Source organism: Microcoleus sp. N3A4, assembly GCF_036701805.1.
Classification (GTDB): Bacteria; Cyanobacteriota; Cyanobacteriia; order Cyanobacteriales; family Microcoleaceae; genus Microcoleus.
On the sequence record NZ_JAUBRJ010000112.1, the window covers coordinates 1 to 14,948 of the forward strand.

Annotated in this window: 16 protein-coding genes; 4 read left to right on the forward strand and 12 right to left on the reverse strand. The window is 47.2% G+C overall.

Features of this window, described 5'->3' with window-relative positions:
• Positions 1-162: 162 nt before the first annotated feature.
• From QUA56_RS34520 to QUA56_RS34530, 3 genes are read right to left on the reverse strand one after another with little or no spacing between them, the layout of a single operon-like run.
• Entirely contained in the window at positions 163-384 is a 222-nt protein-coding gene (locus QUA56_RS34520) for a hypothetical protein (protein WP_333367908.1), read from the reverse strand.
• Positions 381-2,150, reverse strand: coding sequence for a S8 family peptidase (locus QUA56_RS34525; protein WP_333367911.1), 1,770 nt, complete (start codon positions 2,148-2,150; stop codon positions 381-383). Before QUA56_RS34525 ends, QUA56_RS34520 begins: the two co-directional genes overlap by 4 nt.
• Before the next feature lie 49 nt (positions 2,151-2,199).
• A complete protein-coding gene (locus QUA56_RS34530) occupies positions 2,200-2,355 on the reverse strand; it encodes a hypothetical protein (protein ID WP_333367914.1) in 156 nt (51 codons plus the stop codon).
• A 50-nt stretch (positions 2,356-2,405) separates the two neighbouring features.
• Here QUA56_RS34530 and QUA56_RS34535 point away from each other — a divergent pair, with 50 nt between their 5' ends.
• The 4 genes from QUA56_RS34535 (at position 2,406) to QUA56_RS37030 (ending at position 5,378) form a co-directional block, all read left to right on the forward strand.
• Positions 2,406-2,822, forward strand: a complete 417-nt coding sequence (locus QUA56_RS34535) for a hypothetical protein (RefSeq protein WP_333367947.1) — start codon at positions 2,406-2,408, stop codon at positions 2,820-2,822.
• Between the two features lie 432 nt (positions 2,823-3,254).
• Positions 3,255-4,964 (forward strand): pentapeptide repeat-containing protein, encoded by a 1,710-nt coding sequence (locus tag QUA56_RS34540; protein ID WP_333367917.1) that lies wholly within the window; start codon positions 3,255-3,257, stop codon positions 4,962-4,964.
• A gap of 30 nt (positions 4,965-4,994) precedes the next feature.
• Positions 4,995-5,174 (forward strand): hypothetical protein, encoded by a 180-nt coding sequence (locus QUA56_RS34545; RefSeq protein ID WP_333367920.1) that lies wholly within the window; start codon positions 4,995-4,997, stop codon positions 5,172-5,174.
• Between the two features lie 12 nt (positions 5,175-5,186).
• A complete protein-coding gene (locus tag QUA56_RS37030; protein WP_445242979.1) occupies positions 5,187-5,378 on the forward strand; it encodes a phage integrase N-terminal SAM-like domain-containing protein in 192 nt (63 codons plus the stop codon).
• 98 nt (positions 5,379-5,476) lie between these two features.
• On the opposite strand, the gene QUA56_RS34550 is transcribed toward QUA56_RS37030, so the two are convergent.
• The 9 genes from QUA56_RS34550 to nirB all read right to left on the reverse strand — a co-directional run bounded on the left by QUA56_RS34550 (position 5,477) and on the right by nirB (position 13,967).
• The gene (locus QUA56_RS34550) at positions 5,477-5,680 is read right to left on the reverse strand and encodes a hypothetical protein (RefSeq protein WP_333367923.1); all 204 of its coding nucleotides are present in this window, start codon (positions 5,678-5,680) and stop codon (positions 5,477-5,479) included.
• A 43-nt stretch (positions 5,681-5,723) separates the two neighbouring features.
• A protein-coding gene (locus tag QUA56_RS34555) for an IS1 family transposase (protein WP_333367926.1) occupies positions 5,724-6,433 on the reverse strand; the annotation gives its coding sequence in 2 pieces (ribosomal slippage) (positions 5,724-5,855 and positions 5,858-6,433; 708 coding nt in all).
• A 61-nt stretch (positions 6,434-6,494) separates the two neighbouring features.
• On the reverse strand, positions 6,495-7,004 hold the full coding sequence (locus QUA56_RS34560; protein ID WP_333367929.1) for a hypothetical protein: 510 nt from the start codon (positions 7,002-7,004) through the stop codon (positions 6,495-6,497).
• 50 nt (positions 7,005-7,054) lie between these two features.
• Positions 7,055-7,660: a hypothetical protein gene (locus QUA56_RS34565; RefSeq protein ID WP_333367931.1), complete on the reverse strand. Its 606-nt coding sequence runs from the start codon at positions 7,658-7,660 to the stop codon at positions 7,055-7,057.
• Positions 7,647-7,817, reverse strand: a complete 171-nt coding sequence (locus QUA56_RS34570; protein WP_333367933.1) for a hypothetical protein — start codon at positions 7,815-7,817, stop codon at positions 7,647-7,649. The genes QUA56_RS34565 and QUA56_RS34570 overlap by 14 nt, the downstream gene beginning before the upstream one ends.
• Before the next feature lie 75 nt (positions 7,818-7,892).
• Positions 7,893-8,219 carry a hypothetical protein gene (locus QUA56_RS34575; RefSeq protein ID WP_333367936.1) on the reverse strand — a complete coding sequence of 109 codons (327 nt, stop codon included), beginning with the start codon at positions 8,217-8,219 and terminating at the stop codon, positions 7,893-7,895.
• Positions 8,220-8,317: 98 nt separating this feature from the next.
• Entirely contained in the window at positions 8,318-10,411 is a 2,094-nt protein-coding gene (locus QUA56_RS34580; protein WP_333367939.1) for a HEAT repeat domain-containing protein, read from the reverse strand.
• Between the two features lie 216 nt (positions 10,412-10,627).
• Positions 10,628-10,987 (reverse strand): nitrite reductase small subunit NirD, encoded by a 360-nt coding sequence (gene nirD, locus QUA56_RS34585; RefSeq protein WP_333367942.1) that lies wholly within the window; start codon positions 10,985-10,987, stop codon positions 10,628-10,630.
• Between the two features lie 415 nt (positions 10,988-11,402).
• Entirely contained in the window at positions 11,403-13,967 is a 2,565-nt protein-coding gene (gene nirB, locus QUA56_RS34590) for a nitrite reductase large subunit NirB (RefSeq protein WP_333367944.1), read from the reverse strand.
• Between the last annotated feature and the right edge of the window lie 981 nt (positions 13,968-14,948).

Here is a 14,948-nt window from a genome sequence, read left to right on the forward strand (position 1 = left end):
GATCGCACGCCTTCACCGCAAATTATCGCAAATGCTGCCAAACTGTCCTGAAAGAGGTGCTGTGAGGCGGGAGATTAAATTAGTAGATGCACCCTGATTAATAAACCCCAGCCAATTAAGGCCGGGGTTTTTTTTGCTCGAAAGCTGGATTAGTCGATCGACCTACAACACCTCAAAAGACTGCACCTCAAGCACCGGACCGATCATCGCAAAAGTCATCACATCCTTGCGGACTTCACCTTTAACGCTGACTTTCAAACCAGCTTTTTTCAACTCAGAAGGAGCATCCTTAAGTTCGTAAGTTTCCCCATCTTCGCCCACCAAAGCCCAAGTGCCCGGGCCTAATCCTTTACGTTCAATTTTGCCTTTGACAGTAATACTCATGCCGATCGCACCTCTGTTTTAATTGCTAAACGCGCCAGTCCGAAACACAGAAAAGCATTGACAATCAAAAATGTTTGTGATACCAAACCTGTGCCCAATCCCCAGACTGCGGGAGACACAAAAGCATTCACCGCTAAACAGCTAGCAAAGCCGATCGAAATGGCGATCGCGATCCACTTCCACTGTTGATGTCCCAACAGCAAAGCAATCAAAATCCCAGGAATCAAAACGCTAGCAAAAAAGGGATTCAGCATACTGCTGCCATTAATTGCGCCGCCGAGTTCGGGAATAGAACTGCCCATCACCCGCATCGGCCACTGCGGCAAGTCAAATACAAACAAGTTGCGGAGGAAAAAGAACCCAGAACTGCCAGCCATCAAGCCGCCGGAAAAGCCCCAAGTCCACTGGAACGGAAAATAATTCCGCATAAAGAAAGCCAGCAGGTAAGAACCGAGCACCATTGCAATTTTAGGCAACAGTGCGACTGCACCGCCGTCAATCCAAAAGCGAGGGCTGAGATAGCCGTTATCGCGCAGCCAGCGGAAGAAATCGCGGAAGTTGATTTGTCCGCGCTGGGCTAGCTGAACTGCTGCTGCTGCGTCGAGGTGTCCCGAACCAAAATGGTTTAACGGATCTTCAGTGACATTTCGCGAGGACTGCAAGAGTACGCTGCGAATTGCGTCTGGTTCTGTGATGCCCGAGGCCTTGACAAGGGCTGCAACGGCTGCAACGTGGGGAGAAGCCATGCTAGTGCCTTGGTAGCCTTCAAAGACTTCGGCGCCGGTTTCCGGGTCGATCGTACTTTGCAGAATTTTGCCTATTTCAGAACCGCCTGGGGCTGAAATGTCAACCCCCGCGCCGAAATTCGAGTAAGAGGCTTTTTCGTCGTCGGGGCCGAGGGCGGAAACGCCGATGACGTGGGGATAGCGGGCGGGATAGGAAGCAGAACTCTCGCCGGAGTTGCCGGCGGCTGCGATGATGACAACACCTTTAGAGTGGGCGTAGTCGATCGCCTCTTCCATTAACTGACTTTCGCCACCGCCGCCGAGACTCATGTTGATGACATCTGCACCGTTGTCAGCAGCAAATTTAATCGCTTCGGCAATGTCGGAAACCGTGCCGCCGCCGCTGTCGCTTAACACTTTCAGCGGCATTAAAGCTGCTTCGTAAGCGATGCCTGCGACGCCGTAATTGTTGTTAGTTGATTGGGCGACAGTACCTGCGACGTGAGTACCGTGGCCGTTGTCATCGTAGGCCTCGGCGCGATCGTTTACAAAGTCATAGCCCGGTACAAATTTGGTTTCTTTTAAGTCAGCGACAGGACTAATGCCCGTGTCAATTATCGCTACTGTTGTGCCGCTGCCTTTGGTTTCGTTCCAGGCAGATTCTACATTGATGCTGCGGAGATTCCACTGCTTGGTATACATGGGGTCGTTGGGAATCTCGAAAGCGCTGTAGACGTAGTTGGGTTCAATGTATTCGGTATCTTTAGCCAAATTTGATTTTTTCAGGGCATTTAGCAAAGTGCGATCGCCCTTAACTACATATACATTGTCGGCCGCTGAGAATTCGCTGTTGAGTTGCGGTGCCACTTGGTACTGTTGGGCGATCGCATTTACTTCTTTCGCAATCTCAGCAGCACCCAAATCTTCGCGGAAATCCAGCACAATCGAGTCGTAAGTGCCTTGAGTCGCAAGTCCTGGGAAATTAGAAATCGCCCAGCCGAGCCCGATTAAAAATAAGCACAGAAGGAAAAACTTTTTCATTGCCGATCGTCCGTTTAGGGAAGGCTTGTTCACCACAATAACCCAATTTTCACCGCCAGCGCCAGTTTTCCTTGCTGCGACTTGTGGATATCTCGCACGCGGGCGTTTGGTATTTTTCGGCTGTGGCTGTTGCTCGAACAAAAATTGCTCTAATTTCTAGTTTAAATTCCAGAGCAAGTTTTAGGAGTTCAATCAATTGTATCATTACAGTATATGACAAACAGAGCAAGCGAGTATTTTCAACAAAGGTATTGCATGGAAAGAGGTTTAATGTGGCTGCCGCTGCTGGCAATTTTTATTTCTCTGGCTTGGGCTGGATGGAACGAGTATCAAAAGCTGGAAGCGTATCGCGTCTGGGCCGAACAATTCGCTAAAGCCAAGTACGATATTTATGCTGTACTCGGTCAGCAAGAAGACTGTTTAACTTGGGGAAAACCTACTCGCAGCGGGCCGGTTAATTTGCAAAGTTTTTCTTTAAAAGACGTGCATTCGCTGCGGTTGTTAGTCAACTCTCAGGCAGTTGATTTAGAGTCGCCGCCGAATTCTGGAAGTCCAATCGCCCTCGAATTTTTGTTCAAAGATGCTGCTGCGGTGCAGGTTCCTTTTACAGAAATTCCTCTAGCGGCTAAATGGGGAAAGCACTTGCAGCAAGAATTGCAGCGCTTTAGATAAAAGCAGTCTCCGGCGGGGCAGCGTATCAGAGATGAACTCGGCTAGTTAAAGTTACAAAAGTCTGTAAAGCTAGTAGTAGAAATAGAACTTACGTAACAAATCCTTTGAGCCGCTATCTATAGGGGTAAGGTGCATACGGATCGCCCGGAGGACGTGAGTTCTTGCAGTAAGTAGTAGGAGTAGTGTCCCCGTGCCTAGCCCGCTCGTGTTCCGTGCGTACCTTACAGTTAAAGTTATTGACAATCAAGCATCCAGGATACAAGCCCCCGGATTCATCCGTCCAGAAATAAAAAACCTGTATCCGATGAAACTTGCCCCCCGAATTTATCTGTGGGGTCAATGCTTCAATTCTTTAATCTAAAATCTAAAATCTAAAATCGATTGGCCAGCGCGTCCTAAAACAGCTAAATTGCCAGCCCTCAAACCTGCGGAATGGAAACACAAGAATTTTTACAGCGCTATCAACAGGGAGAGCGCAACTTTGGTCACATTGACCTCAGCGGCGCTAGTTTAAGCGGTGTCAACCTGCGAGAAATAGACCTCACTGGTGCTAACTTGACCGGTGCTAATTTGAGCTGGTCTTTTTTGAGCAATGCCAAGTTGATAGGGGCTTGTTTGCGCCGCGCGGATCTCCGCAGTGCGGGGCTGGCCGGGGCGAATCTGAGCGGGGCGAATTTGAGCGGGGCAAATCTTGCTAAAGCGGATTTGCGCCTTGCTTGTTTGGAAGCAGCAGAACTCAATTGGGCCGCGCTCCCCGAAGCGGATTTGGGCGGTGCTAATCTTCAAGGAGTTAAATCTGACCAAATTAATTTGACCGGGGCTAAACTCGACGGCGCGAATTTGATGGCGGCGGAATTGATGGAGGCGAATCTCAACCGCGCCAGTCTTGTTGGTGCTAATTTAACTGGTGCTAATTTGCGGGAAGCGCATTTGGTGGAAGCGAATTTGCGATCGGCAATTTTGACTGGTGTAAATTTGATTGAAGCTGACTTGAATGGCGCTCAAATGCGATCGGCAAATCTGACGGGCGCTGACTTGCACCGAGCAGTGCTGGCGGGGGCGGATTTGACTGAGGCGGTGCTGGATAACGCTGATTTGAGTCGAGCGAATCTGGCGGGTTCTTATTTATTGAAAGCTAGTTTTAAGAAGGCGCTTTTGCTGCGAGCTAACCTGCAAGGAGTGTATTTGTTGCGGGCGGATTTGAGCGAAGCCAATTTGCGGAATGCTGATTTGCAAAAAGCTGATTTGAGCGGCGCTTATTTGATGGATGCGATGTTGGGTGAGGCGGATTTAAGAGAAGCTTGTTTGATTGAGTGCCGTTTGATTCGGACGAATGTGGAGGGGGCGCAGCTTACGGGCTGCTGCATTCAAAATTGGCAAGTTCAAGATGTCGATCTGTCGAAAGTTGACTGTCGCTATGTTTTTACTCAGTTTGATTATACTGCGAAAGTTGCGGCAAATCGCTTGCCGGTCGATCGCGATTTTGAGTCTGGGGAATTGGGGCGGCAGCATCAAGAGGAAAGTTCGATTGTGGAGGTGTGTTTTGCTGAACCTCCTAATTGGGAGGCTTTGGTTTTTACGGTGCGTCGGGTGGAGTTGGAAAGCCGCGAACTCAAGTTGAAAGTTCAATTTTTTGAGTCTGCTGGAGAACAACATTTACTGCGGCTGAGCGCGAACCGTTTGGTGAATGGCAAGATTTTGGGCGATCGCATATTGGCGCTTTATCCAGATATGTTGGAAAAGGTTTTAGCCAAAGGCGCTGAAATTTTGAGTTTGCTCGACTTGGCTGTTGCTAGTAACAGTGTGGAGCCGGTGGAGCCAGCCCAAAAGGAAGTATTGCTCAGAAGACAGGAAATCTACCAGCGAATGGTACGCCAAATTTCGTTTATTTTGATGTCTCAGACGCCGGATAAATTCTCTGAAAGCGTGCAGCGGCTGTTGGATTATTTGAAGCAGCAAGGTATCCCGACAGAGCAGATTCAAAAGAAAGTCATCAGTCAGGCGATCGTGCAGCGGGCCAAGCAAGACCCGGCTTTTCGGGAACAGTTGCTCAGGTGGGAGAAAACGGCTTCGGATCGCGTTCGCTGTTCGATGATGGGGGAAGCGGTGCGGTTTGCGATCGGCCTTTTGATCGATTATTAACAGTTAATTGTTAACACTTGAAGCCGGAGATTGGCTAATACCCGCACTTGCTCTTCTGCGTCGGAAATTGCAAGCACCGTGCAGCGGGCCAAGCAAGACCCGGTGTTTCGGGAACAGTTGCTCAGGTGGGAGAAAACGGCTTCGGATTGCGATCGTTGTTCGGTAATGGGGGAAGCGGTGCGGTTTGCGATCGGCCTTTTGTGGGAATGAATAGACATAGAAGTGAAAGCCAGTCCAGGGAGGGCTGGATGCCTGTCCCACAAGAATTGTTGGAGATGTCTACTGATTCCTATAAATCTTCTTAATCAAGTCCGACAAACACTTCGTCTTAAACACATTAGCCGAAGCACAGAGAATATTTATTTGCACTCGATTCTAGACTATATTTACTTTCATAAAAAACGTCATCCCTAAAAATATGATTTAGCAACTAAACCTTCCCACTCACTGGAGATAAGTAACTTGGTAACTCAAACTCTGCCATGCAACTAAGTTCCGGTGCATTTGATTTGTTAGGCTTTCCCATAAGGGTACTTTTTATACCATCTTCGATTTGAAATAGCTGGTTCAAAATAGCCAATTACTTCATAGGCGAAATCGCAAAGAGGTTTATCATGGATTCTGAGCATAGTTCCCCAAATTGTCTCATCTTCTATACCTGATGGCTTTTGGTCAATCGATTTGAGATGAATGATCCGATCGCGAACTTTTTTCATCTCTTTGTAGTGTTCCCAAACTGGTAGTCATGAATAGTAATGGTCAGGCTCGAAGTAAGGCATTGTAGTGATGAATAAAGTACCAAACAGCTCCAATGTGATTGTCCAACTTTTTTGAGAATGATAAAGTTTTCCGAACTAATCTGCCTACTCGTTGCCGAGCGAGTGTTGTTAAAACGCTCTTGGGTAGCTGGTTTTACCGGTTTCCTTTCCTACTGCTTTATGGCGTTTACTAGGCAACACCTCCTTGTAAGCCTCCCAAAAGTCTGTATAACACACTGCACACTGACGATAAATGGCGGGTATTGAACTCCAAAGTTTCTTGGCCGAATTCCGGCAACGACTACCAATATACACTCCAACAATTTCACGAGTGTCCGCATCTAGAGCCAACCAAATCCACTGCTTATTCCTCTTGGCACCAACAAATGACCAGATTTCATCGAGCTGCATTGTCAGCTTGCCAGTTTTTTTTTGCATAACTTCCACTTGTTGAGGTGTTTGATAGTATTTTTGATTCACATACATCTGTAACCATCGCTCAGACACTCCGGTGATTCTAGAGATGGCCGCTAAGGCTAGGCGTTCGAGCAGTAGTTTATCGATCAGGTTACGGGTATCCTGTGCAATGGGTTGTCGGGTTGGATTTTCTACAAACTGCCGCCCACAGGATTTACATAGGAAGCGAGGTTTTCCGTAGTGAGTGTGTCCATATTTGATAATGTCAGTTGATTGGCACCGAGGGCAGTTCATAGGAATAATTGCTCAGATACTTATGCTTTCTATTTTACATGGCTACCATTACTATTCATGACTACCCCCAAACTTTCTTACCTTTTGGACTAGGAACAGAGTATATTGTGGGAAGAATTTTATCTAATTTTTCATCTAAATTCACTTTTCTCTCGATTTCATCTTTCTTGTAAATTTGATCTTCTCCTGTCCTATTAACAGACACGTACTGAAAATTTTCTGGAATGGATTCATTAGCAAATGCTTCGATTGCGGTGAAAGAGTAGACGGAATGCGAAATAAAATCTTCAAAAAAATCAAAAAGCCGACCTTGATCGTCTGGCCAAATTCCTTGATCGTGGTGGTTGAACAAACTGTGATTGAACAAACTTAAAGGTTCAACATCCTTAATCTTCACATATGCTCGGTATGCAAGATGAAGAAATAATGCTGGGCCGGATGGCAGGCCGAAGAAGACTACATTTTTTTTAAGTAGCTCTTCGGTAGCAATTGAACCAAGCCCCGTCCCAACCTTATCAATTGCTTTATAGCGCCCATCTTCCTTCTCAAGGAGTTCATCTTGATAATCCATAAATAATCTCGTAGTTTAATAGTAAAATTAGGCATCAGTTTCACAACCAGTTAATCTTTGGTTGGTTCAATATCTTGGATACTCAACAAATCGATCAATGGCTTTAAATCCAGATACATTGTGCGATAAGGCACAGATCGTGGTAAGGACTCATTAGGATCGGCAAATTGAAAACCAAACTTCTCGTAAAAACCAGATGCGTCATAGGGAGGAGTAGTATCTGGGTCGTAAAGTGCATCAACGGTCATAAAGCGCACACCAACTGTAGGTGAAATTTCCGCTGCAACGTACTCCACAGCCCACTCAACCAGACGGCGACCTGCTCCTTTCGCACGTCTATCTACCGCTAGTAAACCAATTTTGATGGCTGGAAACGATCGATACTGAACGCCTTCGTCAAGCAGGATTGATTCATCAACTTCCAGTTTATCTGCCAGTAGGGTGATGTAACCTGCCAAACTGTCTTCACAGCGTAAAATCCAGCATTGACTAATACGAGCGTCTATCTCTCGCTGAATGCGTCCTTGTCGCCAGTAGGTGACAAACTCACCCCGCAAACAACGAAACCCCTGACCAGAAATGGTAACGTCGGGGGTCAAATGCTCGACAGCCAAGTCGGAAAAATCAACTCCAGCAAACTTACTACTTGGTGGCATTGGCAGTTGTCTGACGATGGCGACGAGCGGCGATCCTTTTAGCTAAAGCCAAAGCAGCTTCATTTGCAACATAACCGCCAGTCTTAAGGGCATGGGCAAGTTTCTGAACTTCGCTACCTGAGACTGGTTTGGAAACTGTATGCAGTGGGTACTTCATTACTAAATCCGATTAACTAATTCTATTGTAACAGATCGCTAATTGTGCAAGCATCGCTCTCCCTGCCAAGACAACCTAATGAATGTCGATCCGGGCTGACATAAAAACTCCTTCTTTAATACCTGTTTCACTATCCCAATCAGTTTCCAATATAACGTTAGAGACTTGTACTTGCCAACCAACAAACTGTAATGTATCACCAACACGAGGAATTATTGGTAGCCATACATACCATGCTCCTTCACCTTTTTTGTTGTTTTCAACTGCGGTGCCCGTAATAGCCTGGATCTCACTAAAAAAAATATTAGGATACTTAACCGATAAGTTATTAGTTTTTTTTAGCCTGTCGCCTTCACTCTCAGGATAATTTGCGATTTCACATAAATACCATTGTGTCTGCATAGTGGAAACTCCTACTCGATATCTATCAGTATTTTAGTTGAAAATTGCAGCCTACAGATAATTTTCTGGTTGCTGTTTCCACCATGTATTGTTTCTGTTTACCACTCTTCGCTCCTGAGCCGGCGATCCGCTAAAGCCCGCACTTGCTCGTCTTCATCTTCCGATGCAAGCGATCGCAACAACGGCACAACTCCCGGATTTTCGGGATAATGTTCGATAATCGCTTCGAGCGCTGTAAATCTGGGATTGTAAGGAAAAGAACTGTTTTGACTCTCAACATCGCTCAAAGTTCGATCGCGCAAAAACTCAAACATTCCCGCCTCGTCTTTCCATCCCCGCATTAACTCTACCAGGGCGATCGCCCGCACCTGCGAATCTTCATCCTTTTGAGCTCTATTTTTGAGCCACTCGAAAGTTTGAGACTGATTTGTCCACCCACGCGCTAACTTTTGCAAAGCGATTTGTCTCACAGCCGGACTCTCATCGCCCTCTGCTTTAGCCTCCAGCAGCATCCAAGTTTCAGGATTGTCCGGCCAGTTGTAAGCGAGTTCAAGCAACGCCGCCGGGCGGACAAGCGCATCGCTAGAATCGAGCTGAATTTTCAGCCAAGGCAAGGTTTCCGGGTCGTCAGGCCACCCCCGCACGATCGCCCGCACCAGCACGCTCAGCAGGTGAGAATCTTGCTCCGACTCGACCAGGCTTTTGAGGAAAGGCAGCGTCTCGCCCCGGTGAGACCAGCGTCTTGCTATCTCTTCCACGGCAGTTTCTCGGACGTTCAGGTGTCTGTCTGACTCGGCGAGATTTTGCAACCAGCCAAAGACTTCGAGACTGGCTGACGGCAGTGTGGCGACTGCTTCCACTACTACTTGCCGCACAGTCCAATAATCGTCTGAGTCAGCAATTTTTTGCAGCAGGGGCAGGGTTTCTGGGTGGTCTGGCCAACCTGCGGCTATCTGTTGCAGGGCTATTTCGCGCAGTTCGCTGTCGCGATCGCCCGTAGCTATATTTTTCAAAAAAGTCAGAGTTTCGGGGCTCCCGGGCCAGCCAGAGGCAATTGCTTGCACTGCTGCCCGCCGGACGCTCGAACTCGCGTCGGACTCGGCGAGACTTTTGAGCAGCGGGTAAATGTCTGCTTCGCCGGGCCAGCGCGAGGCCAATTCTTCGATCGCCGCTGTCCGCACTTCTTGGCTGCTGTCGGATGCGGCTAGAGTTTTCAGCAGCAGGCAAACATCGGCCGCGGCGGGCCAGCCCGCGGCCAACTCCCGCACCGCTACTGTCCGCAGGGTAGAAGTTCCTGTCTGGGCAAGGTTTTTGAGCAGGGAGAAAGTGCTTGAAACGCTGTGCCAACCTCTGGCTATTTCTTGCCACGCTGCGACTCGCACTCCCAAATTTTCGTCGGATTCGGCGGCGGTTCTCAGCAGCAGCAAGGTATCTGTGCGATCGGGCCAATTTGAGGCCAACTGTTCCAGTGCTGCGGTGCGGACTGCGGGACTTCGATCGGACTGAGCCACAGCAGTCAGCAGCGGCAAGGTATCCTTCGTGTCGGGCCAACCACAAGCCATTTCTCGCACGCAGGTCGATCGCACTGCCCAGCTTCCATCGGATTTGGCGAGGTTTTTGAGCATCAGGTAAATTTCTGGCTGGTCTGGCCAACCGCAGGCGATGGCTTTGACTGCTGTGGCCCGGACTTCGCCGCAGTCGCTGGAGTGAGCGAGTATTTTCAGCCAGGGCAGGGTTTGCGGGTCGTTTTTCCAAGTTTGGGCGATCGCGGCGATCGATCGATGGCGAATTTGATAAGTTTCCTGCAATTCTTGAGCGCTTTGATAAAGAATCAGGAAACCCGTGCCGTATTGCGATAACTTTTTTAAAGCGTTTAACAGTTTTTTTTCGGTTTTTTCATCAACATTATTTTTAACTTTTAACAGGCATTGCGCTGCTAAAAACAAATTAATAAATTTTTCTTCTTGACCGTTTTGATTTGTCAGATATTCTATAATTTCGCTGGCTGTTTTTTGGTCGAGCTTGGCTGCAATTTCTCTAAGGACTTCGTGCAAAGATTCGTCCCGCCAGTGCTGGCAGAAAACTTGTGTGTTCAGTTCGCCCCAAGTCAGTTGACCTGTTTTGAGTTGTGCGTGGATTAACTCTGCCACTGTCTGGGGATTATTTTCGGAAACAAGTTTTTTTAACAACATACCGATATCCTGCCCATCGAGTTTGTTTGCATTAAAAATCCGAAACCAGATCCAGTATTAGTTTAGAGTTTCTTGAGCTGTCCTGGAGCAGGTCGCCGATCGACTCCATTTTATACCAAAACTACTTGCTCGGTCGCATCCTAATGCAAAATCCGCCCTTACCCACAGGAATGTTAGGTATTGGCGGATGGCGATCGAACAATTAAGCAGCGCAATCTAGCTAACAGCTACTTGGACGCGATCTGTTGCAACCCGAACCGTAAAAGTCGGAATTTTTACCGTTTCATCGTCCAAACACTGACCCGTAGCCAAGCTAAAATTCTGCTTGTAAATTGGAGAAGCAACTTTCAAAGTGCCGCTGCGATCGCCCACAAGTCCCCGCGACAACACAAAAGCTTTGCTAAACGGGTCGTAATTGCTAAGCGCATAAACTCGATCCCCGTTTCCCACTCGGAAAATCGCCACTTGTTCCCCTGCTACTAAAGCGCAAACTCCCGTATTCGGGGCGATCGCATCCAGAGAACACACATCTACCCAAGTAGTCACAGTATCCGAAACTTGTAATGATTGAACCATCTTCTTTTCCTGTTAATTTACTTTAATCTCGTTCCCAGTCTCCGGCTGGGAACGTAGGTTTCGAGGCTCTGCCTCGCGTTTCGAGGCTCTGCCTCGCCTCGCGGAAGGAGGCAGAGCCTCCCGGAATTCATTCCCAAGCAGAGCCTGGGAACGAGATTAATACTCTTGTCCCCCCCTTATTAAGGGGGCTAGGGCAGGGTGGTTTTATTGTGAGGAGAAGAAAACTGAAACGACAGAAAGCACCGCTCAAAGCTCGCGTCTGGGACGCAACTGTTATATTAATTAATAAAGGTACGTAGTTGGGCTTTAGCCCTCTTTAGACGTATATATAAAGAGGGCTAAAGCCCAACTACGTACCTATTTCTAGGATGACAATTAATCCACCCTGCTTATTAAGGGGGCTAGGGGGGATCGATTATTCCGAAACTCCAGCCAGAGCCTTTTCATATTCGTAAGGAGGCCGCGTTTGTCCCCGTTCCGCAACACGAACAATACTCGGATCGGGCAAATCGGAATTCACAAAATGCCGGAACCGCTGCACCTTTTGCGGGTCTTCAATCGTCGTTTTCCACTCGCATTGATAAGTATTAACTAAATGTTCCATCTGCGCTTCCAGCTCAGCACAAATGCCCAGAGAATCCTCAATTATCACCTGCTTCAAGTATTCAATCCCGCCCTCAAGTTTGTTCAACCAAGTAGCAGTGCGTTCCAATCTGTCGGCCGTGCGGATGTAGAAAACCAAGAATCGATCGATATACTTAATCAGCGTTTCCTTATCGATATCCGTCGCCAGCAAAACCGCGTGCTGCGGCTTGATCCCGCCGTTGCCGCACACGTACAAATTCCAACCATTCTCAGTAGCAATTATTCCAAAATCCTTGCTTTGAGCTTCCGCACATTCGCGAGTGCAACCAGAGACAGCAGATTTGAGCTTGTGGGGCGATCGCAAACCGCGATACCGCAATTCAACCTCGATCGCCAAACTCGTTGAATCCTGCACCCCAAAGCGGCACCAAGTGCTGCCAACACAAGATTTTACAGTACGCAGAGCCTTACCGTAAGCGTGTCCAGACTCAAATCCCGCATCGATCAAGCGGCGCCAAATATGCGGCAACTGATCCACCCGAGCTCCAAACAAATCGATCCGCTGCGCCCCAGTAATCTTAGTATAAAGCCCAAACTCTTTAGCAACTTCCCCCAAAACAATCAACTTATCCGGCGTAATTTCTCCACCGGGTACTCGCGGCACCACCGAATAAGTACCGTCGCGCTGAATGTTAGCCAAAAAGTAATCGTTTGTATCTTGCAAACCGACGTGAGACTTCTCTAAAATATGGTCATTCCAAGTAGAAGCCAGCATCGAACCAACAGCAGGCTTGCAAATTTCGCAACCCTTACCTTTGCCGTGTCTTTCAATCAACTCCTCAAAGGTTTTAATCTCTTGAGAGCGCACCAAATGGTACAATTCTTGACGGGAATATTCAAAATGTTCGCAGAGGTAATTTTTGACTGCAAACCCAGCTTTTTTCATCTCCGACTTGAAGATATCCGTCACCAAAGGCACGCACCCGCCGCAGCCAGTACCAGCTTGGGTGCATTTCTTGACGCTGGCAACATCGGTTAAATTGCGATCGCGAATCGCTTCAAAAATCTGCCCTTTACTGACATTATTGCAAGAACAAATTTGAGCCGAATCCGGCAAACTGTCCACACCCAAGCCAGCAGCCACTCCGCCTTCTCGCGGCGGCATTAACAAATCTTCAGGATGCGGCGGCAGAGCAATTTCATTTTGCATGAATTGCAGCAAAGTGCCGTAAGCCGAAGCATCTCCTACGAGAATCCCGCCTAAAATGCGGCTGCCGTCTTGATTTAAAACTAATTTTTTGTAAATGCCTTGGAATGTGTCAGCAACAACAATTTCTTTAGCATCTGCGGATTTAGCAAAAGCATCTCCAAAACTAGCGACATCCACCCCCAATAATTTGAGTTTAGCGGACATATCCGCACCTGTAAAAGTGCTTGTGGGACGGGCATCTTGCCCGTCATCCGCTGCACGGCTCAAAATATCTGCCGCTACGCTTGCCATTGTATACCCAGGCGCAACTAAGCCGTAGATGCGATTTTGATAAAGCGCGCATTCTCCGATCGCATAAATGTCAGGATCGGAAGTTTGGCAGCTATCATTAATCACAATGCCGCCGCGTTCTCCTACTTCTAGACCGCAACTTCTCGCAATTTCATCGCGGGGGCGAATGCCAGCAGAAAAGACAATCATATCTGTTGCCAATTCCGAACCGTCAGCAAACAGCATTTTAGTAACTTTGCCATCTTCGCTAACAATTTCTGTTGTAGATTTGCTGGTGTGAACCGAAACCCCCAACTCTTCTATTTTGCTGCGGAGAATCGCACCGCCAACCTCGTCAACTTGCACGGGCATCAGCCGCGATGCAAACTCAACAACGTGAGTTTTTAAGCCCATATTTTGCAGAGCGTTAGCACATTCTAGACCTAACAAACCGCCGCCAATTACTACACCAATTTTGCAATTTTTAGCGTAATCTGACATCGCCTCCAGGTCGTCAATTGTCCGGTAAACAAAAGTCCCTGTAGCATCTTTGCCTTTGATCGGCGGCACAAATGGATAGGAACCGGTCGCTAGAACAATTTTGTCGTAGGGAACTTCTAAACCGTTGGCTGAAGAGACTGTTTTTTGTTCCCGATTGATGGCGACTGCTTTGTCGCCGATGTGAATCTTTATGTCATTTTGGTGATAAAATCCAGGTGCAACTAAAGATAAATCTCCCGCTGTTTTGCCAGAGAAAAATCCGCTGAGGTTTACGCGATCGTAAGCAACGCGCGGTTCTTCACAGAAAGTAATTAAATTCCAGTGTTTGGCAGCATCTGAGTTGACCGTTAACTCTAGGAACTTGTGACCTACCATGCCATTGCCGATTACAATGAGGTTTTTTTTGGCTGTCATTAGAATCTCTTTTATCCCGTTTATCAGTCGTTGGGTTTATTAATATAAGACTTTATGGTAAAATTTTGTATTTATAGATACAAAAAATTGATGTTTATGCAATTGTTGAATGCTCCCGATTGCATTTGTGCATGATGTGTGCGATTGAGTTAAATAGGCGCGCCACGCAAGTTTTTTTAACAAAACAATTAAGATTCTACTGTGACGCACTCTACATTTTTCTAATTTTTAATTATTATTTAACTAACAAGCGGGAAGTTCCGCGCCAAACACGGTACGATTTGAGCGACGGGATGACAGCCCACAAATCAAGTGGGTTCAATGCCCACTTGATTTGTAACTAAGCTGTTGAACATTTAAAACAGATTGTATGGTGCGGATCGTCCGAAGTGTTTCCCGTTTAAGCGTAAGTGTTGGCGGATGACGCACCCGGAACAGCCAAGTTAGTGGTTTAAATGCACAACAGCTTATTATCGCATATTACAATAGTCCAGACAGTTTTTATATGGTCCAATGGCTTATTCTCGCTAGACTTCGCAGCCCCTGTGGATAATTAAATCAATGTCAGCTCCACCCCTGACGCGGCATTTAATTTGACTTTTTTACGATCCTTGCGCCGCGTAAGCTTGTAGTATCGTTCCCAAAACTGTCCGGAGTATTGATATTAGCAATTCAGTTAGCGCAGTTGGTAGCTGTTTTAGTAAGTGTGTTAAATCTGGTATTTTTAATTGGCATGGGCTTAGTTTTGTCTCATGCGGATTTTTGGGAGTTATTCTTTGGACTGCCGGGGATACTTAGGAACGAAAAATAAATAACTTGCACAATTAAACCCCAGAAGCCTCGATCCAAGGTAAACTATTGCTCTATTGGTCACCTTATTTATTTTTCATACCTTATGGCGCCCAAGCGCAACTACGTACCAGTCATAGGTATGTAGTTGCGCTTGGGCGCTCTTTCGTAGGCTAAGGAATGAAAAATAAA